The sequence below is a fragment of the Caballeronia sp. LZ065 genome (assembly GCF_031450975.1).
Taxonomy (GTDB): domain Bacteria; phylum Pseudomonadota; class Gammaproteobacteria; order Burkholderiales; family Burkholderiaceae; genus Caballeronia.
Genome location: NZ_JARUXV010000004.1, coordinates 1,498,817 through 1,517,865, shown reverse-complemented (window position 1 = coordinate 1,517,865; position 19,049 = coordinate 1,498,817). Strand labels below are relative to the sequence as shown.

The window sequence follows — 19,049 nt, the reverse complement described above, 5'->3', positions numbered from 1 at the left end:
TTCGATTTCGCGAGTATGCCACGCGGAGCTTTCGCGCCCCTGTTGTTGTGCGCGGCAAGCCTCAGACAGCAATGCCCAGCGCCGAAATCTTTTTATAGAGCGTCGCGCGCCCGATGCCGATGCGCTCCGCCGCATCCGCCACGCGTCCGCCGCTCGCGCGCAGCGCATCCGAGAGATAGCGCCGCTCGAAATCCGCCATGGCGTCTGCATGAGACAGGAGCGGCGGTTCCGGGTTGTCCGGCACGGCGGGCTCGGACTGCGCCGCGAGCACCACGCGGTTGGCATCGATGAAGGTGCTCAGCGTGTGCGCGTCGATGTGTTGCGACTCCGACAGCATCAGCGCCCGTTCGAGCGTATTGCGCAACTCGCGCACGTTGCCGGGCCACGGGTACGCCTCGAGCAGCCGCAAGCCGTCCTTGTGCAGCACGAAGTGGCCGACGTGTCCCGGACGCGTATCCGCCGAGAGGTCTTCGAGAATGGCATAGGCGAGCGCTTCGATATCGTCGAGCCGCTCGCGCAGCGGCGGTGCGTGAATGGTCAATACATTCAGACGATAAAACAGGTCCGCGCGAAAGCGCCCCGCCGCAACGAGCGCGGGCAAATCCGCCGAGGTTGCCGCGATGATGCGCACATCCGCTCGCACGATACGGTTCGAGCCGAGCGGCTCGAACTCCTTGTCCTGCAGCACGCGCAAGAGCTTGCCCTGAAGCGGCAGCGGCATGTCGCCGATTTCGTCGAGAAAGAGCGTGCCGCCGTCGGCCAGTTCGAACTTGCCGATGCGCCCGCGCCGCTCCGCGCCCGTATAGGCGCCGGCCGCCGCGCCGAAGAATTCCACTTCGAGCAGCGTGTCCGGAATCGCCGCGACGTTCACCGTGACGAGCGGCTTGCCTGCGCGCGTCGACGCGCCGTGGATCGCGTGTGCGAGCAGTTCCTTGCCGGTGCCGGTTTCGCCGAGCAGCAACACGGGCGAATCGACCAGCGCTGCGCGCCGCGCCTGTCGCTTCACTTCGAGGCTCGCCGGACTCGTCCCGACGAAGCTTGAAAACGTGTACTTCGCCCGCCTTGCCTGCGCGAGCGACTGCCGCGTCGCGATCAGTTCCTGCTGCACGCGCGCATAGTGCGCGAAGAGCGGCGTGAGCGCCTTCATTTCGTCGAAGAGCGCGAAGCCAATGCCGCCGATGGTCGTACCCGCCTCGTCCTTGAGCGGCAGACGGGTGACGACGAGCGGCTCGCGATCAGTTTCGAGCACGTCGAGCAGGATCGGCTTGCCGGTCGCGACCACTTCGCGCATCAGGCTGTTGGGGATCACGCTCTCGCAGTCGAGCCCGATGGCATCCAGCGGATCCTCGAAACCGAAGCGCGCCGCATAGCGCTTGTTGATCCACACGACGCGCGCGTCCGCATCGACGATGAAGGTGCCTTCGCTCAGGTTCTCGAAGGTCTTGAACAGCGATTCCATCGCGCGACGCATCACGGCGCTATAGTCCGCAGGGACGTTGGTCCAGTCGTTGCGCATGCCGTGCATGTCTCCTCATCTCGTTTTCGAGACTGACTATCTCAATTCGGAGACTGACGCGCAATCCGCATTGACACTAGTTTTCGACGGCTGAAGCCGGGTCGAAGGGAAACTTGCAGCTTTCGATTCGTCCCGGTTCGGAGACATCGCCCTGAAATATCGCGCGATCATGCTTGCTGGAAGCGCGTCCCGCCTTGCTGCGTCTGATCTGGCACGAAAGCTGCATTTGCCCGCGCGGCGCGTCACCCGCGTCAAAACGGCCTCCGGCGCTTCCAGAAAAGGCGCATGGGACGTTCAAGAACAATCCATTCACGGAGACTCAATGTCGTTCCTCATCGTGCTCGCCGCCCTGGCGTTCCTGATGCTTGCCGCCTATCGCGGCTACAGCGTCATCCTGTTCGCCCCGATTGCCGCGCTCGCGGCCGTCCTGCTCACCGATCCCGCCGCCGTCGCACCCGTGTTCTCCGGCATCTTCATGGAGAAGATGGTCGGCTTCGTGAAGCTCTACTTCCCCGTGTTCCTGCTCGGCGCCGTGTTCGGCAAGGTGATCGAGTTGTCGGGCTTCTCCGAGTCGATCGTCGCCGCGGCGATCCGCTATATCGGCAGGTCGCGCGTCAATGCGGTGATCGTCGCCGTGTGCGCGTTGCTCACCTATGGCGGCGTGTCGCTGTTCGTCGTCGTGTTCGCGGTCTATCCGTTCGCGGCGGAGATGTATCGCCAGAGCAATATCCCGAAGCGCCTGATGCCCGGCGCCATCGCGCTCGGCGCCTTCTCCTTCACGATGGACTCGCTGCCCGGCACGCCGCAGATCCAGAACATCATCCCGACCACCTTCTTCAAGACGACCGGCTGGGCCGCACCTTGGCTCGGCGTGATCGGCTCGGTGTTCATCATCGTCGTGGGCCTGACCTTCCTCGAATGGCGCCGCCGCTCGGCGATGGCCAAGGGCGAAGGCTACGGCACGTCGCTCGTGAACGAACCGGAACGCGTCGAGTCGACCTCGCTGCCCAATCCGATTCTGGCCGTCGCGCCGCTGATCCTCGTCGGCGTGGCCAACTTCGCGCTGACCAAGTGGATTCCCACGTGGTACGGCGCGAGCTACACCGTCGCGCCTGAAGTGCTGCCCGGCATCCACGCGCCCGTCACGACGGCGGTCAAGACCGTCGTCGCGATCTGGGCCGTGGAAGGCGCGCTGCTGCTCGGCATCGTGCTCGTGCTGCTGACCGCGTTCGGGCGGGTGAAAGAGCGTTTCGCCGTGGGCACGCGCGCGGCGGTCGCGGGTGCGCTGCTCGCTGCCATGAACACGGCGTCCGAATACGGCTTCGGCGGCGTGATCGCGGCGTTGCCGGGCTTTCTCGTCGTGTCCGATGCGCTCAAGAGCATCCCGAATCCGCTCGTCAACGCGGCGATTTCGGTGAGCGCGCTCGCGGGCATCACGGGGTCGGCGTCGGGCGGCATGAGCATCGCGCTGGCCGCGATGTCCGACACGTTCATCGCCGGCGCGCAGGCCGCGCACATTCCGCTCGAAGTGCTGCACCGCGTGGTCGCGATGGCGTCCGGCGGCATGGACACCCTGCCGCACAACGGCGCGGTCATCACGCTGCTGGCGGTGACCGGGCTCACGCACCGCGAGTCGTATCGCGACATCTTCGCCGTGACGATCATCAAGACGCTCGCCGTGTTCTTCGTCATCACGGTCTACTACCTGACGGGCCTCGTCTGACACGTCGGGGTTGCCGCCGGTCTTACCCACGGCAACCCCCAATTCACGTCGCGCGCGCCACGCCCCACACTTTCGCGGACGCTCACATTCAACCGAAGGAAATTCACCGCGTATGACTCAAATCGCATCGAACACTTCGCTCGCCGGCAAGACGGCGCTGGTCACCGGCTCGACGAGCGGCATCGGTCTCGGCATCGCGACGGCGTTCGCCCGCGCCGGTGCGAACCTCGTGCTCAACGGCTTCGGCGATGTCGAAGGCGCGCTCAAGCAGATCGAGGCAGCCGGCGCGAAAGCCGTGCATCACCCGGCGGACATGACCAAGCCGGACGAGATCGAAGCGATGATCGCCTTCGCGAACGACACGTTCGGCGCAGTCGACATTCTCGTGAACAACGCGGGCATCCAGCACGTGGCGACCATCGACGAGTTTCCGGTGGACCGCTGGGACGCCATCATCGCGATCAACCTGAGTTCGGCGTTCCACACGATGCGCGTCGCGCTGCCGCAGATGCGTACGCGCAACTGGGGCCGTGTGATCAACATTGCGTCGGTGCACGGGCTGGTGGGCTCGGCGGGCAAGTCGGCCTATGTGGCCGCGAAGCACGGCATTCTCGGCCTGACCAAGGTGGCCGCGCTCGAAAACGCGCGCAGCGGCGTGACGGTCAACGCCATCTGCCCGGGTTTCGTGCTGACGCCGCTGGTGCAGAAACAAATCGACGATCTCGCCGCCCGCGAGTCGCTCTCCGCCGATGCCGCCCGCACCAAGCTGCTCGGCGACAAGCAGCCGTCGGCGCAATTCGTGACGGCGCAGCAGATCGGCGACATGGCCGTGTTCCTCTGTTCCGATGCCGCCAGCGAGATGCGCGGTTCGGCGCTGCAAATCGACGGCGGCTGGAGCGCGCAATAAAAAGCGCACAGCGGCGGGCGCGCGTTATCGGCACAAAGCTCGCCACACTTGAGCGTTTTGCTCGGATATCCCTCAAGAATGTGGGGATATAGCCGTTATATCCTTGTAATTCACGGCGCGCTGTTCTCGCTGAACGGCGCGCATCGAGAACGAAGCAAGGACATCATGCGCAACAACCAACCCGTTACCCAGCAAGCGTTCGAATTTCCCGCCTCGGAGATGCTCGTCTCCGCCACCGACCTCTCCGGCAACATCCAGTACTGCAATCCCGCCTTTGTCTCAGTCTCCGGCTTTTCGCGCGAAGAGCTGATTGGCCAGCCGCACAATCTGATTCGCCATCCCGACATGCCTCGTGAAGCGTTCGCCGATCTCTGGGCGACCATCCGCGCCGGCCGTCCGTGGACCGCGCTGGTCAAGAACCGCCGCAAGGACGGCGATCACTACTGGGTGCGCGCGAACGTCACGCCGGTGATGGAGCACGGCAAGGTGGTCGGGTATCTGTCGGTGCGCGTGAAGCCGACGCGCGACGAAGTGCGCGAAGCCGCCACGCTGTATGCACGACTGAAGACTGGCGACGCGTCGCATCGGCTGGTGCGTGGCGCTCTCGTGAGAAACGGCTTCGCGGGACAACTCGCGGCGCTTACGAACCTGCCGGTCCGCGCGCGGCTGGGGCTGGGCTTCGTGGCCGTGCCCGTCGCGATGCTGCTCGCCGCGCTGGCCGGCTGGCGCGGCGCGCCGCCGCTGCCCTTCTGGTGCGCGCTCGGAGCGGGCGCATTGGTCGGCCTGGCGGGCTGGCTCGCCTTGTCGCGACAAGTGGATGCGCCGGTCCGCACGATGTCTGGCTTCGCCGCGCGCATGGCGGCCGGCGATCTGACCGTCGACATGCCCGATGCCCGCCACGACGATCTCGGCGACGTGCAACGCGCGCTCGGTCAGTTGAAGGCGAATCTCGCGGCCATCGTGTTCGATGTGCGCGGGCAGATTGCCGGCGTGCTCGACGCCGCCAACGAGATTTCGAGCGGCAACACGGATCTGTCCCGCCGCACGGAGATGCAGGCGGCATCGCTCGAACAGACCGCCGCGACGATGGACCAGCTCACCACGACCGTACAAGGCAACGCCGACGCCACCGTGCGCGCGCTGGAACTCGTCCGTGAAGCGCAGGCCGCGGCCGACGACGGCGGACGCATCGCGAGCCAGGTCGAGCAGACGATGGCCGGCATCACGGTGGCGTCGCGGCGCATCGCGGATATCACCGACGTGATCGATGGCATTGCCTTCCAGACCAACATCCTTGCGCTGAACGCGGCCGTCGAGGCGGCGCGCGCGGGCGAGGCGGGCCGCTCGTTCGCGGTCGTGGCGACCGAAGTGCGCAATCTCGCGCAGCGCTGCGCGGCGTCGGCGAAGGAAATCGAGGGCGTGGTGGCGACGAGCGTCGCGCAGATCGCGGAAGGCACGAGTCTCGTCACGCGCACGACGAGCCAGATGCGCGCCATCGACGAAGCGGTGAACCGCGTGTCGACCATCATCATGGAAGTGGCGAAGGCCAGCGGCGAGCAGGCGGACGGCATTGCGCAGGTGAATCAGGCCGTCGCGCATCTCGACGATTCAACCCAGCAGAACGCGGCGCTCGTCGAGCAGGCGGCGGCCACCGCCCAGCGGCTCGCGGAGCGCGCCGTGGTGCTCGACGAAGCCGTGCGGCTCTTCACTGTCGCCCGGGTCTGAGCGGAAGGCGCTGCGACGGGAACGCGAAACCCGCATGGCTTGGTACTATCGGAGCATTGCTGAAGCAAGACCCACGAGGAGTGTCTCCGATGACCGCAGAGAACAATCGCGCGGAAGAAGCGCGAGCGATGGAACGTATCGTCAACGCCACGCGCCAAGTGCAATCCGCCTTCCTGGCGCTGCAAACCCAGTTTCCACCCGAAGGCGACGGCCGGCCGTCGCAAATGGCGCTGCAAACCTTTGACGCCGCGCTTCAGGAACTCGAAGACGCGCAAGCCGCCTTCGACACCATGCTCAACGATCTCTTCGACGGCAATCGCTGAGCGGCATCACGCGTTGCGCAGTTCGGGTACGTCCTCGCGGGCGTCGCCGGGCGCGGGCGGACCGTTGAGCGCGGCTTCGCCGTCCGCGCCGCGCAGGCCGGACCACGGCGCGCCATCGGTGGTTTGACGGCGCGCGGCCGCCACGCACGCCTCCACCAGTTGCCGGAATGACACCGCCGCCGAACTCGTGCGCACCAGCACCTCGCCCTGCAGCTCGCGATCCGGAAACACCAGCCCGACGATCAGCTCCGCCACGGGCGCGCGCTGATGCAGCCGGCGCAGCAGGTTGCGCAGATACGGCGGCGATTCGGCTGCGTCGAACGACACCACGCAGATGATCGTCACGCCCGACAGGTCCACTTCGCCGAAGCGGCCGCGCGAGAAGCGCTCGTAGCCGGCGAGATCGGCATACAGGCCGTGCTTGCGGAACAACTGCACGGCGATGGTCGCGGCGAGATCGTCGAGTTCGCTGCGGCCCGCGATGCACAGCACCGACGCCGTGTGCCCTTCCTTCTGCGCATCGAAGCGCGCGGGCGGCCTTTCCGGCCGGAGCGCGGGCCTGTCGTCGGGGGATTCGAAGCTCGCGGGCAGCTCTTCCTTTGGAATCGCGGTCACGGCGGTATCGGCGGCGTCTTCAAGACCTTCGATAATGTCGAGCGCCGACTCGTTGATACGCCGCAACTGGTCCGCCGTCACCACGCCGCGCAGCACGTCGTTGTGCGCGTAGCGCAGCCCTTCCAGCGCCACTTCGTCGTAGTACGCGATCAGCGAGCGCTCCTTCAGCAGCGTCTCGGCCTGGACCAGCGCCTCGTCGGGATCGTTCGCCAGCAGGCGCTGATAGAAGTTCTCGGCGGGCGTGAGCGCGGGCCGGTCGCCGAACAGCACGTCGAGAAATTCCAGCCGGTCCACGTGACGGCCGAGAATCACGAGGCAGAGGGTGAGCGGCGTCGAGAGCACGAGGCCAATCGGCCCCCAGATCCAGCTCCAGAAAATTGCCGCGACGATCACCGCGAACGGCGACAGTCCGGTGCTGTGCCCGTAGAGCAGCGGCTCCACCACCTGCCCCGCGACGATGTCCGTCACGCCGAACAGCACAATGGTCCAGACGAGCATCGCCCAGCCGGGGCCGACGGCCGCCGCGAAGACCACGGCGACGATCGCCGCGATCCACGTCCCGACATACGGCACGAAGCGCAACAGCGCGGTCATCACGCCGAACAGCAGCGCGCCCGGCACGCCGATGACCGCAAGCCCGATGGAAATCACGATGCCCACGCCCATGTTGATGCCGAGCTGCGCGAGGAAATAGCGCGACAGGCGGCGCGCAGCCTCGTCCATGGCGGTGGTGGCGCGATGCAGGTCGCGCGAGCCGAACAGGCGGATCAGGCGGTCGCGCAGATCCTCGCGCTGCAACAGGATGAATATCGCGACCACCAGCACGATGCCGGTGGTTTCCAGCGGGCTGATGACCGGCGAGAGAAAGCGCTGCGCGAGTTCGAGCGGAGTCGGCGTCGGTTCGTGAACTTCGACCGGCATCGGCTGGTCGATGGGCGACGCCGCCGGGTTGTCTTCGTTCTTCTGTTCCTGCTCGCGAGCGGGCGAAATCCGCTTCAGCGCGCGCGAGGCGCGGCCGAGGAACTCGTCGGCGCGGCCTACCGTGACGCGCTGGACGGCGTCGACCTTGCGCTCGACGGCGACCTGGTATTTCGGCAGATCGCCGGCGAGTTGCGCCACCTGCGCGCCGATCAACGCGCCCACAGCCGTCAACACCGACAGCGCGACCACCACCGCGACGATCACCGAAGGCACTTGACCGAAACGCAGGCGGCGCAGGAAATCGACGAACGGGGCGAGCAGAAAGCTCAGCAGGATGGCGAGAATGATCGGGATCATCACCGCGCGCCCGAAATACAGCGCGCAAATGACGACGACGCCCGTAATCAGCGAGGCTAGCGCGCGCACGCCGGGCGCCTCGGGCGGCAGGATTTTGGCGGGTGGCCGGCGCGGGCCGGGAGCTTGCGGCATGGAGTCGGCTCGCTTCTTGAAATAGGCTGAGGGGCACCGCGTGGCGGGGCGCGGCCGGCATCGATGCCCGGCTCCGTGGACAAAAGCAAGGCGCGTGCCGCCGGGCGCTGCTCGACCGCGCTTGAGGTGAGACGATGCGGGAGCCGGATTTTACTGCATTCGTTGCAACGGTGAGGACATGCGGGAGCGCGTCGTGCTTGCGTCAAGACCGTGCGACGGTCTGGCCGCCGTCTACCAAACTCTGCAAAACGACATACAAGGACATCATGGCAGTCGAATCACCCTGTATCGGCATCTGCAAGTTCGATGACAAGACCGGCTTCTGCGTCGGTTGCATGCGCACGAAGGACGAGTGCAAGCAGTGGAAGAAGATGAAGGACAAGCATCGCGTGCGGATCATCGACGAGCAATCGCAACGCAAGGCCAAGTTCAAGAAACACAAGAAGAAATAAGGAACAAAGGCTGGACTGGTCGGCGGTAGGGTGATGCGGAATTGCCCGCGCCCGCGGGACTACACTGAATTTCTGTATGGCCCATCCTCTCAGGAGCCTGTCATGAAAGTGAGTATTCCGCGTTGTACTTCCCTCACCTTTGCACTTGCCGCAACCCTGGCGGCGCCCGCCACGTTCGCCCAGCTTCATCCGAGCCCGGAAACCGACATGTACGCGCCGCAGAACAGCACGAAGCTCATGCCGAATGCGCCGCTAGGCAGCCAATACCCGTCCCACGGAAATGCACAGGCCGGCGAGCTCAACCTCAATCCGTCCGACCCCCGCGCGCAGCTCGTCAACGGCCTGCCGAACAACGCCAACAGCGGCGGCTATGGCTCGCCGCTGGCGGGCAACAAGGCGAATGTGCCGGCGTCGAACTGACTTGGTTAAATGGTGAGTCTTCGAGTGATCCAATCATCACCATTCTCGTTTCGAGAAGAGTGATTTGATTTTCCGCCCCATTCTCCCCGTGAAGGCAAGAACCCATACTTGATTCACCGGCCGCACCCGCCACGCGGCCGACAATCAACCCAGGGGATCTTGCCGTGAAGCTCTACACCTTTCCGTTGTCCGGGCATGCGCACCGTGCGCGCCTCATGATCAACCTGCTCGCGATCGAGCACGAGGAAGAAGTCGTCGATCTCGCGAAGGGCGCTCACAAGACGCCGGAATTCCTCAAGCTGAATGCCTTCGGCCAAGTTCCTGTTCTGGTCGACGGCAAGCACGTCATCGCCGATTCGAACGCCATCCTCGTCTATCTCGCCCGCAAGTCGGTCGATACGAACTGGCTGCCGCACGATCCCGCCAAGGAAGCCGCCGTCCAGCGCTGGCTGTCGGTCGCGGCGGGACAGATTGCCTTCGGACCCGCCGCCGCGCGGCTCGTGACCGTCTTCGGCGCGAAATTCAACGCGGAAGAAGTCATCGCGCGCGCCCATTCGATTCTCGGCGTCATCGATGGGCAATTGGCCCAGCGCGACTGGATCGCGGACATCGGCAGCGCGCATCCGACCATCGCCGATGTCGCGCTGTACAGCTATATCGCGAGCGCGCCGGAAGGCAACGTCGATCTGTCGGGTTACGCGAACGTGAACGCCTGGTTGCGCCGCGTCGAGGCGCTGCCCGGCTTCGTTCCCTTCAAAAAGACAGCCGCGGGACTCGCGGCGTAAAGTCATTCAGGGCGGCAGCGCCGCCCTACCGGCGTGTGGAGGCATACGATCATGTCCAGCCCAGCGGTTCTCAATCCTGTTCCCAAACTCGCTCCCGCACCGTGGCATCGCGGCGAGATCGCGCTGCAGAAGGCCGCAGGCGTGTACGAGCGGATGGACAGCATGGGCCGGCGCGTCGTGCGCGACTATATGCCGGACCAGCATCGCCAGTTCTTTGCGCAACTGCCGTTCATGGTCGTCGGCGCGGTCGATAGCCACGGCGATCCGTGGGCCACGCTGATCGCCGGGCATCCTGGCTTCATGCAGACCCCCGACGCGCACACGCTGCGCATCGGCCACGCACGCGACCCGCACGATCCCGCCGAAGCCGGCATGGCGGACGGCGCGTCCATCGGCATGCTTGGCATCGAGTTGCACACGCGCCGCCGCAACCGCATGAACGGCGTGATCTATCGCGACGGCGCGCAGTCGCGCTTCGACGTCGCCGTGGAGCAGAGCTACGGCAACTGCCCGCAGTACATCCAACTGCGCGACTTCGAGTTCGTGCGCGAACCAGGCATGCCCGGCACGGTCGCGCCTGTCGAACTCGACACGCTGACGCCGCGCGCCAAAGCCATGATCACGGGCGCCGATTCGTTGTACGTCGCGTCGTATTTCGATCGCGATGACGGGCACCGGCAGGTGGACGTGTCGCATCGGGGTGGCAAGCCAGGCTTCGTGCGCCTCTCGGACGACGGCTTTCTCACCATTCCCGATTTCGCCGGCAACCTGTTCTTCAACACGCTCGGCAACATTCTCGAGAACGGCCGCGCCGGCCTCGTGTTCGCGGATTTCGAACACGGCACGCTGCTGCAACTCACGGGCGAGGCGCAAGTGCTGCTCGATTCGCCGGAAATCGCCGCTTTCCAAGGCGCGGAGCGGCTGTGGCGCTTCAAGCCGCACCGCATCGTGTATCGCGAGGACGCGCTGCCGTTGCATTGGACGGCGCGCGACGACGGCGCGTCGCCCAATGCGCTGATGACCGGCGACTGGACGCAGGTATCCAAACGCCTGAAGGCCGCCGCGCTCGCGAATGCGTGGCGCGCGTTTCGCGTGAGCCGGATCGTCGACGAAAGCGATTCCATCCGCTCGTTCCATCTCGAACCGGCGGACGGCGCGGGACTCGTGCCGCACCGGGCGGGCCAGCACCTGCCGATCCGCGTCACGCTGCCGCGCGACACGAAACCGTCGATCCGCACCTACACGCTCTCGGTGGCGCCGTCGGACGGCGTGTATCGCATCAGCGTGAAGCGCGACGGACGCGTCTCGACCTGGCTGCACGACACGTTGCGAACCGGCAGCACGATCGAGGCGCGCGCGCCGGCCGGCGATTTCACCATCGATGCGCTGGAGAAGCGGCCGGCCGTGCTGATGGCGGCGGGCGTCGGCATCACGCCGATGCTCGCGATGCTGCGGCATATCGTCTACGAAGGGCTGCGCAAACGCCGCGTGCGTCCGACCTGGATGATCGTGTCGGCGCATGCGCTCGCCAGCCGTGCGTTCGCGCAAGAGATCGATGCGCTCGTGCAAAGCTCGGGCGGCGCGGTGAACCTGATCCGCGTGCTGAGCGACAGGCGGGACGCCGTGCTCGGGCGCGACTACGACGCGTCGGGGCGGATCGACCTCGATCTGCTGACGAGCCGCCTGCCCTTCAACGACTACGATTTCTACCTGTGCGGCCCCGGCGCGTTCATGCAAACGCTCTACGACGGCCTGCGCGCGCTCAACGTCGCCGACACGCGCATCCACGCGGAAGCCTTCGGTCCGTCGGCGCTGCGGCGCACGGCGGATCGCGGTGCGGACGTGAAGCCGCTGCGTCCCGCCGCCGCCGAACCGGTGACGGTGCAGTTCGTCAAGTCCGGCACGGCGGCGCAATGGCAGCCGGACAGCGGTTCGCTGCTGGATCTCGCGGAAGCGAGCGGCCTCGCGCCTGAATTCAACTGCCGCGGCGGCACCTGCGGCACATGCAGGACGCGTATCGCGAAAGGCGCAGTGACGTACGAGAATGAACCGGCGTTCCACGTCGGCGACGACGAAGCCCTGATCTGCTGCGCCGTGCCCGCAGCGGACGCGAGCGATGCGCTCGAACTCGACCTCTGAAGCCGGAAAAACGCCTGAGACAGCGACGGTGGATTGTGCCCCGCGCGCATATCCCCGAGAATGCACGGCATCCTTTCAGCCGGCATGCAGCGCTTCTCCCATGGACCGATTCCAGGCAATGTCGACCTTCGTCACGGTGGTCGAAACCGGCGGCTTCGCGTCGGCGGCACGCAAGCTCGAGGTGTCGCCGTCGGTCGTGAGCCGGGTCGTGACCGAACTCGAGGAACATCTCGGCGTGCGCCTGCTCACGCGCACCACGCGCGTCGTGCGCCTCACCGACGCCGGCAGCGGCTTCTTCGAAGACTGCCGCCGCATTCTCGGTGAAATCGACACCGCCGAACTGTCCGCCACCGGCACGCACACGTCGCCGCGCGGCGTATTGACGATCACCGCGCCGGTCATGTTCGGCCGCCTGCACGTCACGCCGATCGTGATCGACTATCTGCGCCGCTATCCCGAAGCCGATGCCAACTGCTGGTTCGTCGACCGCGTCGTGAACCTGGTGGACGAAGGCATCGACGTCGCGGTGCGCATCGCGGAACTGCCGGACTCTTCGTTGCAGGCGATCCGGGTCGGCTGCGTGCGGCGCGTGCTGTGCGCATCGCCCGCGTATCTCGCGGAACATGGCACGCCCCGTCATCCCGACGATCTCGCCGCGCACGTCATCATCTCGTCCACCGGGGCATCGACGCCGCCCGAATGGCGCCTCTACGACGGCGAGCGGCAGGTGACGGTACGCGCGCATCCGCGCCTGACCACCACGACGAACGACGCCGCCATCGGCGCCGCGATCGCGGACTTCGGCATCGCGCGGTTGCTGTCTTATCAGGTCGCGCAGCATGTGCAGGAAGGCCGGCTCGCCATCGTGCTGCCGGAGTTCGAGCCGCCCGCCATTCCCGTTCATCTCGTGCACCGCGAAGGCCGCCATGTCGCGCAGAAGGTGCGGGCGTTCCTCGATCTCGCGGTCGCCACGCTGCGCGCTGATCCCTCGTTGAGCTACACCGGCTAAACACCCGGCGCGACCGGCCAGACAGGCGCGCAACGGCGTCGAATCGAACGGCCGTCAGGCACGCTGCCGTGCAAAAAACCGGCAAAACATGCAACATAGCTGTCTCGTCCGATCCCGACCGATCGCCGCGCCTTTGGCTTTCTCCGACTCCTTCACGGCTCACGCACCATGACCCAACCGACTTCTCCCTCGAACGAACGCCCGCTCGACATGATCATCTTCGGCGGCGGCGGAGACCTGGCGGCACGCAAGCTGCTGCCCGCGCTGTACATGGCGCACTCGCACTGCAACCTGCCCGCCGACACGCGCATTCTCGCCATCGGCCGCAAGGACTGGACGCGCGAGGACTATCTGAAGAATTTCATGGAAGAGCAGGCGCGGCCGTTCATCGAAGACAAGGTGTTCGATGTGCAGTCGTGGGACAAATTTCTCGCGCTGTTCGACTACGTGCGCGTCGACGTGGAAAATCCGTCCGACTTTCAGCGTCTCGGCCAGGCCGCGCGCCCGGGCTCGCAACGCGTGTTCTATCTGTCGACCTCGCCCGAGCTGTTCGTCACCATCTGCGACAACCTCGACAATGCCGGCATCCTCGACGAGCGCGCACGTGTCGTGCTGGAGAAGCCGCTCGGCCACGACCTGGCGTCGGCGCAAGCCATCAACGATGCAGTCGGCAAGCACTTCAAGGAAGAGCAGATCTACCGGATCGACCACTATCTCGGCAAGGAGACGGTGCAGAACCTGATGGTGCTGCGCTTCGGCAACGCGATCTTCGGCCCGCTGTGGCAGGCGCCGTACATCAAGAGCGTGCAGATCACGGTGTCGGAGACGGTGGGCGTGGGCAGCCGCGCGGGCTTCTACGACCATACCGGCGCATTGCGCGACATGGTGCAGAACCACTTGCTGCAACTGCTGTGCATCGTCGCGATGGAGCCGCCCGTTTCGCTCGATCCGGACGCCGTGCGCGATGAAAAGCTCAAGGTGCTGAAGTCGTTGCGGCCGATGTCCGTCGCCGACATCGCGCGCGACACCGTGCGCGGGCAATACACGGCTGGCGCGGTGGGCCGCGAGGCGGTGAAGGGCTATCTCGAGGAAGCCAACGTGCCCCCCGACAGCCGCGCCGAAACCTTCGTCGCCGTGCGCGCGCATATCAACAACTGGCGCTGGGCCAACGTGCCGTTCTTCCTGCGCACGGGCAAGCGGATGCAGAATCGCCGCTCGGAGATCGTCATCGATTTCGCCGATCTGCCGTTCTCCATCATCCCCGACGGTCCGCGTCACTACGGCAACCGTCTCACCATCACGTTGCAGCCGGAGGAATCCATCCAGTTGCAGATGATGGCGAAGGAACCGGGCAGCGGCATGCACATGCAGCCGGTGACGCTCAATCTGGACTTGCAGCAGGCCATGACGCAGCGGCGCGCGGAGGCTTACGAGCGGTTGCTGATCGACGTGATTCGCGGCAGGCTCACGCACTTCATGCGGCGTGACGAACTGGAAGCGGCCTGGACGTGGGTCGAACCGATCCTCAACGGCTGGAAGGAACTCGGCGACCGTCCGCGCGGCTATACGGCGGGCACTTTCGGGCCGGCGGCATCCAGCGCGCTGATGGCACGGGAGAATCTGGCTTGGTCAGAAGAGGCCTGATGCAATAAGCGTGGCGATGCGGACCGCTTCCGGTCACCGCATCGCCGTGCGCACGGTTCGTTTTTCCCACCAGACGGCACTGGCCGCCATCACGGCGGACAGCACCACGATTCCGCCGAGAATGCCCGCGAGCCGCAGCGCGGCGGGCGTCGGGTCGGACGACCAGTGGTGATCCTGCACGAACACCATGATGAAGGCGATGCTGAACTGCCGGCCGACGTAGCTCGCACCGAGCGCCCCGGTCTGCACGTGGCAGCCGATCCACACGCCCGCACACAGCGCGATCATGCAGAGCCCCGGTGAATCGCCGAGCAAGGGCAACAGCGCGAGACTCACCGCGCCCGCCAGCAGGCAGCCGATGAAGCGCTGGATCATGCGCTCCGCAACGGGCTTGCGCGTCGGCTTGCCGAGCGACGAGGCCGGCAGGATCAGCACGGCGACGGCGGTCACCATGGCCTGCGCGAAGCCGGGCAGGTTCCACGCGTAAGCCAGCGCGGCGAGGATCATGACCGCCCATGCGCTCTGCCACGCAAGCCTCCGGCGCATCTCGCGGGCAGCCTGCGCGGCGCGTGCGACGTGTGAAGCCGACACGGCCTGCACCGCCTGCGCCGCGTCCGAAGGCATCACGGTGATGGCCTGCGTGCCCGCGCCATCGACGCGATCCACCGTGGATGCAGCCTGCGCGCGCGGCACCGGCGCCGCGCCGCGCCTGCGTCGGAAGTGTTGCAGACCCGCGTGAAACAGCGCCGACACCGCCACGCACGCGCACGTCCCCACCACCACTTCGGCGACGCGCAACAACGCGAACGACGCCGTCGCCGACGCGGACACGAGCCGATGCGCCTCGAAGGTCACCATCATCGACGTCACGGCGCCCAGCACCCACGCATAGCCCGCATCGGAGGCGAGCGCGCGATACACCGACACGCCCGCGATCACGCCGAGCAGCGGCACGAAGATCCACGGCACGTCGCCGATCACCGGCCCGGCGAGCGCGCCGATGATGGCCCCGGCCACGGTCCCGACCACGCGATGCACGCCGCGCTGCGCGCAGGCGGAGAACTTCGACTGCATGACCGCGAAGCCGCTGATGGCGGCCCACCAGATGTTGGTCAAGTGAAACGCGTAGGCCAGTGCGACGGCCAGCGCCACCGACAGCATGGCTTGTGTCGCGAAGAGCGCGCGCGCGGGCGTCGGGCGGAAGGCGGCGAGTTCACGGCCCAGCGACACGAAGGCGTCGCGCACCGTGCGCGCGACGTCGGCGCCCAGGGCCATGCTGCGGGATTCGATGGAAGCGGTACTGCGGGGTGCATCGTCGGTCGGCATCGTGCTTGGGATCCGTCTGGCGTTTAGCTTGAGCGTAGTCGCCAGTGGAGCCGAGCGCAAAACAATTGACGAGAGAATTGCATCGGGCGTTGCATATGCGCCATCGAAAACGGATGGCAACCGCTGCGCAGCGGGTCAGGAACGCGAGGTCAGAAGACGGATGCCGGCCGCGCCGAACACGAGCGCGAGGCAGCCGTCGAGGCCGCGCTGCATGCGCTGGTAGATGCGTCGCGCGGACGGCATCGAGAACAGCGCGGCATAGCCGCCGAACACGCTCGCGCCGATACACAGGCAGCCCGCCACCACAACGAGCATGTGACCGGGCCCCTCGCCGGCCGATGAGCCGAGCGCCGCCACCGACATCCACACGAGAATCGCCTTCGGATTGGTGAGATGCAGCAGCGCGCCTCGCATATAGAGCGCACGGCCGCCGAGATCGCGCGCGGGCGCGGCGGAGGAACGCACTGGCGGATGCAGCGCCGCGCGTCCCGACTTGAACGCCAGCCACAGCAAGTACAGTCCACCGCAGATTTTCACGCCCGTGAGAAAGCCCGAGTACGCGGTGAGCGCCGCGGATAGTCCGAGCGCCGCGAGCATCGCCCAGAAGCACGAGCCGGACATCACACCCGCCGCGAACGCGAACGCGGGGCGGCGGCCGGACTGGCTTGCGATCGACATGATCGCGAGATTGCTCGGCCCGGGGCTCGCTGTGCCGACGAAATACGCCGACCAGGCAATCAGCAGGTTCGCGCTGAACAAGGCGTGAAGGGGCATGGCGCGGGCGTCTCCGTTTCAATGTTGTGTGCATTGTCGCGAAGGCGCGGAGCCGGCGTCCATGCATGGATGACGCCGGAACCGGCAGGCCAATTTCTAACCCTCGACGTCCAGCTTCACCTCATAGAGCGACTTGCCGTTCAGGTCGTGCAGCGAGACGGTCATCGCGCGGCTCACCGGGTCGATCTTCGCGCGGCCGTAGAACTGTTGCAGCGCCGCGGGCGAGCGGTTCTGCGGATTGTCCTTCGGCACGCTCACATAGCGGAGTTCGGGACCGAAGGTCGTGTCGAGTTCGTTCGGGCCGAAGGTGCCCGCGTTGATCGGCCCGCCGACGAATTCCCAGAACGGCTTGAAGTCGGTGAACTTCGCGCGCGACGGATCGTAGTGCGTCGCCTGTGCATAGTGGACATCGGCCGTGATCCAGACGACGTTCTCGATGTTCTCCTGCTTGATGAAGCGCAGGATCTCCGCCAGCTCCAGTTCGCGTCCGAGCGGTGCGCCATTGTCGGCGTTGGCCCACGCTTCATAGGTGCCCTTCGGCACGTCCGGGTTCGCATCCGGCACGACGAGCGAGATCGGCATGTCGCTCGCGATCACTTTCCATGTCGCGCGCGAAGCCTTCAGCGATGCCTTCAGCCACGCCGTCTGCTGCGAGCCGAGAAACGCGGCGTCCGCGTCGAGACGCGACTGCCGGTTCGGCGAATTGGCGCCGCGATACGAGCGCTCATCGAGCATGAAGACGTCCAGCAGCGGACCGAACTGGAAGCCGCGATACACCTGCTCCGGATCCAGCTGATTGATGCGATACGGGTTGTATTCGAACATCGCCTGCTTCGCGCGGGCTTCGAGCAGATCGATGGACCGCGTCTGATAGCGCTTTTCCGCCGCGCCGATCTGCTGTCCCGGATACCAGTTGTTGCGCACTTCGTGATCGTCCCATTGCACGAGGAACGGCACCTCGGCGGCGAAGCGGCGCTTGTTTCGGTCGCGTTGGTTGTAGGCGAAGGCCGCGCGATAGTCGTCGAGCGTCTGCGCCACGTGCGACTTGCCTTCGGTCACGAGGTTGGTCCACAGCGTGCCGTCCGGCAGCTTGACTTCGGCTTCGATCACGCTGTCCGCGTAGATCTGATCGCCCTGATGGATGAAGAAGTCCGGCGCTTCCCGGCGCATCGCTTCGTAGATGCGATAGCCGCCGAAGCGTTCGTTGATGCCCCAGCCCTGCCCGGCTTCATCGCCCGAGAAAACGAAGCAGACCGGCTTGGCCGCATCGAGCGACGCGGTGCGCAGGCGGCCCGTCGCCGCTTCGCTGATGGCCTTGCCATCGCCGAGATCCTGGAAGCGCACGCGATAAAACATATCCGCGCCCGGCGGCAGGCCGGTCAGGTCGACGCGCGCGGTGAAGTCGCTGCCCTCCAGCGCCGCCGGCCCGATGCGCCGCTGGAAAGTGCTGAAGTTCTCGCTCGTCGAGTACTCGACGATCATGCGCGCCGGCCGGTCCGAGCGGCTCCAGACCATGCCGCTCGTTGCGGTGACGTCGCCGCTCATCACGCCGCCGGGTAGTTGCGGACGCAACTTGTCCGAGGTGATGACGGCGGGCGCCACGCCTTGTGCCAGTGCATCGGCCAGACCCGCGCCGCTGAGCGCAAGTCCGGTGCCGGAGACAAGGCCCTTCAGCAAGGTGCGTCGGGACGGTTTGACGATGCGATCCGGCATGGCGAGCTTCCTCTCGAACGGTACGACGGCGCAGGGGTGCGCTGCGTCGAACCGGTGATGGTAAAGCGCAATGGTGTCGCTTTTGTTGCAGCAGCCGCGTCGTCAGGCTCGCGATTGGTCGCGATCAGCACGCGGCGATTGCTGTGACGGCTCACCGCGTCGGCCATGCGCTCTTGCCAGAAACGCCATGCAAAGGATCGCGCACGGCCGATGACGACCAGGTCCGCGTCGAACTCGCGCGCCGCCTGCGCGATCGTGCGTGCGATCGTCGCGCCGTTCGGCAAGTCGATCGTGACGCACGCGCCGTTCACACTCGATGCAAGAATGGCCTGCAACGTGCGTTTCTCGACTTCGCGCACCTGTTGCTCGATGCATGCCATCGACGTGCCGAAGTCGTGTTGCACCGACGAGAGCGCCCAGAACGGCAAGCGGTCCACTACATGAAGCGCCGTCAGGCGTGCATTGCTTTCGCGGGCGCGCGCGATGCCGAGCGCAAGCGCGGCATGGCTGAGACTCGGGCCCACGGCTACCAGGATATGTTGCTGCATGATGTCGCCTCCTTGCAATG

16 protein-coding genes are annotated in these 19,049 nt (G+C 66.1%); 10 read left to right on the top strand and 6 right to left on the bottom strand.

The annotated features are described in order from the left end of the window. Positions 1-61: 61 nt before the first annotated feature. Positions 62-1,516, bottom strand: coding sequence for a sigma 54-interacting transcriptional regulator (locus tag QCE63_RS33490; protein ID WP_309839183.1), 1,455 nt, complete (start codon positions 1,514-1,516; stop codon positions 62-64). Between the two features lie 322 nt (positions 1,517-1,838). On the opposite strand from QCE63_RS33490, the gene QCE63_RS33485 reads away from it, so the two are divergent. The 4 genes from QCE63_RS33485 (at position 1,839) to QCE63_RS33470 (ending at position 6,194) form a co-directional block, all read left to right on the top strand. Beyond that, positions 1,839-3,239, top strand: coding sequence for a GntP family permease (locus QCE63_RS33485; RefSeq protein WP_309839181.1), 1,401 nt, complete (start codon positions 1,839-1,841; stop codon positions 3,237-3,239). A gap of 112 nt (positions 3,240-3,351) precedes the next feature. Then, the gene (locus QCE63_RS33480) at positions 3,352-4,146 is read left to right on the top strand and encodes a 3-hydroxybutyrate dehydrogenase (RefSeq protein ID WP_309839179.1); all 795 of its coding nucleotides are present in this window, start codon (positions 3,352-3,354) and stop codon (positions 4,144-4,146) included. 165 nt (positions 4,147-4,311) lie between these two features. Next, entirely contained in the window at positions 4,312-5,871 is a 1,560-nt protein-coding gene (locus QCE63_RS33475; RefSeq protein ID WP_309839177.1) for a methyl-accepting chemotaxis protein, read from the top strand. A gap of 89 nt (positions 5,872-5,960) precedes the next feature. Next, positions 5,961-6,194 (top strand): hypothetical protein, encoded by a 234-nt coding sequence (locus tag QCE63_RS33470; RefSeq protein WP_061120011.1) that lies wholly within the window; start codon positions 5,961-5,963, stop codon positions 6,192-6,194. A gap of 6 nt (positions 6,195-6,200) precedes the next feature. On the opposite strand, the gene QCE63_RS33465 is transcribed toward QCE63_RS33470, so the two are convergent. Further along, a complete protein-coding gene (locus QCE63_RS33465; RefSeq protein WP_309839175.1) occupies positions 6,201-8,219 on the bottom strand; it encodes an AI-2E family transporter in 2,019 nt (672 codons plus the stop codon). 266 nt (positions 8,220-8,485) lie between these two features. On the opposite strand from QCE63_RS33465, the gene QCE63_RS33460 reads away from it, so the two are divergent. From QCE63_RS33460 to zwf, 6 genes are all read left to right on the top strand, one after another. After that, a complete protein-coding gene (locus QCE63_RS33460; RefSeq protein WP_309839174.1) occupies positions 8,486-8,671 on the top strand; it encodes a DUF1289 domain-containing protein in 186 nt (61 codons plus the stop codon). Positions 8,672-8,773: 102 nt separating this feature from the next. After that, positions 8,774-9,091 carry a hypothetical protein gene (locus QCE63_RS33455; RefSeq protein ID WP_404990217.1) on the top strand — a complete coding sequence of 106 codons (318 nt, stop codon included), beginning with the start codon at positions 8,774-8,776 and terminating at the stop codon, positions 9,089-9,091. Positions 9,092-9,255: 164 nt separating this feature from the next. Then, positions 9,256-9,876, top strand: a complete 621-nt coding sequence (locus tag QCE63_RS33450) for a glutathione S-transferase (RefSeq protein WP_309839172.1) — start codon at positions 9,256-9,258, stop codon at positions 9,874-9,876. A 51-nt stretch (positions 9,877-9,927) separates the two neighbouring features. Next, positions 9,928-12,015, top strand: coding sequence for a pyridoxamine 5'-phosphate oxidase family protein (locus tag QCE63_RS33445; RefSeq protein WP_309839171.1), 2,088 nt, complete (start codon positions 9,928-9,930; stop codon positions 12,013-12,015). 100 nt (positions 12,016-12,115) lie between these two features. Continuing rightward, entirely contained in the window at positions 12,116-13,024 is a 909-nt protein-coding gene (locus QCE63_RS33440; protein WP_309839169.1) for a LysR family transcriptional regulator, read from the top strand. 168 nt (positions 13,025-13,192) lie between these two features. Next, positions 13,193-14,668 (top strand): glucose-6-phosphate dehydrogenase, encoded by a 1,476-nt coding sequence (gene zwf / locus QCE63_RS33435; protein ID WP_309839167.1) that lies wholly within the window; start codon positions 13,193-13,195, stop codon positions 14,666-14,668. A gap of 33 nt (positions 14,669-14,701) precedes the next feature. On the opposite strand, the gene QCE63_RS33430 is transcribed toward zwf, so the two are convergent. The 4 genes from QCE63_RS33430 to QCE63_RS33415 all read right to left on the bottom strand — a co-directional run bounded on the left by QCE63_RS33430 (position 14,702) and on the right by QCE63_RS33415 (position 19,029). Beyond that, on the bottom strand, positions 14,702-15,994 hold the full coding sequence (locus QCE63_RS33430; RefSeq protein WP_309839165.1) for an FUSC family protein: 1,293 nt from the start codon (positions 15,992-15,994) through the stop codon (positions 14,702-14,704). 135 nt (positions 15,995-16,129) lie between these two features. Further along, the gene (locus QCE63_RS33425) at positions 16,130-16,768 is read right to left on the bottom strand and encodes a LysE family translocator (protein ID WP_309839164.1); all 639 of its coding nucleotides are present in this window, start codon (positions 16,766-16,768) and stop codon (positions 16,130-16,132) included. A gap of 96 nt (positions 16,769-16,864) precedes the next feature. Beyond that, on the bottom strand, positions 16,865-18,481 hold the full coding sequence (locus QCE63_RS33420; protein WP_309839162.1) for an alkaline phosphatase D family protein: 1,617 nt from the start codon (positions 18,479-18,481) through the stop codon (positions 16,865-16,867). Beyond that, complete coding sequence (locus QCE63_RS33415) at positions 18,439-19,029, bottom strand: universal stress protein (protein WP_309839160.1); 591 nt, start codon at positions 19,027-19,029, stop codon at positions 18,439-18,441. The genes QCE63_RS33420 and QCE63_RS33415 overlap by 43 nt, the downstream gene beginning before the upstream one ends. Positions 19,030-19,049 lie beyond the last annotated feature (20 nt).

Coding starts and splice junctions, on each gene's coding strand:
- QCE63_RS33440 (WP_309839169.1), top strand. CDS start 12,116: ATGGACCGATTCCAGGCAATGTCGACCTTCGTCACGGTGGTCGAAACC.
- QCE63_RS33415 (WP_309839160.1), bottom strand. CDS start 19,029: ATGCAGCAACATATCCTGGTAGCCGTGGGCCCGAGTCTCAGCCATGCC.
- QCE63_RS33470 (WP_061120011.1), top strand. CDS start 5,961: ATGACCGCAGAGAACAATCGCGCGGAAGAAGCGCGAGCGATGGAACGT.
- QCE63_RS33445 (WP_309839171.1), top strand. CDS start 9,928: ATGTCCAGCCCAGCGGTTCTCAATCCTGTTCCCAAACTCGCTCCCGCA.
- QCE63_RS33425 (WP_309839164.1), bottom strand. CDS start 16,768: ATGCCCCTTCACGCCTTGTTCAGCGCGAACCTGCTGATTGCCTGGTCG.
- QCE63_RS33485 (WP_309839181.1), top strand. CDS start 1,839: ATGTCGTTCCTCATCGTGCTCGCCGCCCTGGCGTTCCTGATGCTTGCC.
- QCE63_RS33455 (WP_404990217.1), top strand. CDS start 8,774: ATGAAAGTGAGTATTCCGCGTTGTACTTCCCTCACCTTTGCACTTGCC.
- QCE63_RS33465 (WP_309839175.1), bottom strand. CDS start 8,219: ATGCCGCAAGCTCCCGGCCCGCGCCGGCCACCCGCCAAAATCCTGCCG.
- QCE63_RS33480 (WP_309839179.1), top strand. CDS start 3,352: ATGACTCAAATCGCATCGAACACTTCGCTCGCCGGCAAGACGGCGCTG.
- QCE63_RS33430 (WP_309839165.1), bottom strand. CDS start 15,994: ATGCCGACCGACGATGCACCCCGCAGTACCGCTTCCATCGAATCCCGC.
- QCE63_RS33475 (WP_309839177.1), top strand. CDS start 4,312: ATGCGCAACAACCAACCCGTTACCCAGCAAGCGTTCGAATTTCCCGCC.
- zwf (WP_309839167.1), top strand. CDS start 13,193: ATGACCCAACCGACTTCTCCCTCGAACGAACGCCCGCTCGACATGATC.
- QCE63_RS33460 (WP_309839174.1), top strand. CDS start 8,486: ATGGCAGTCGAATCACCCTGTATCGGCATCTGCAAGTTCGATGACAAG.
- QCE63_RS33490 (WP_309839183.1), bottom strand. CDS start 1,516: ATGCGCAACGACTGGACCAACGTCCCTGCGGACTATAGCGCCGTGATG.
- QCE63_RS33420 (WP_309839162.1), bottom strand. CDS start 18,481: ATGCCGGATCGCATCGTCAAACCGTCCCGACGCACCTTGCTGAAGGGC.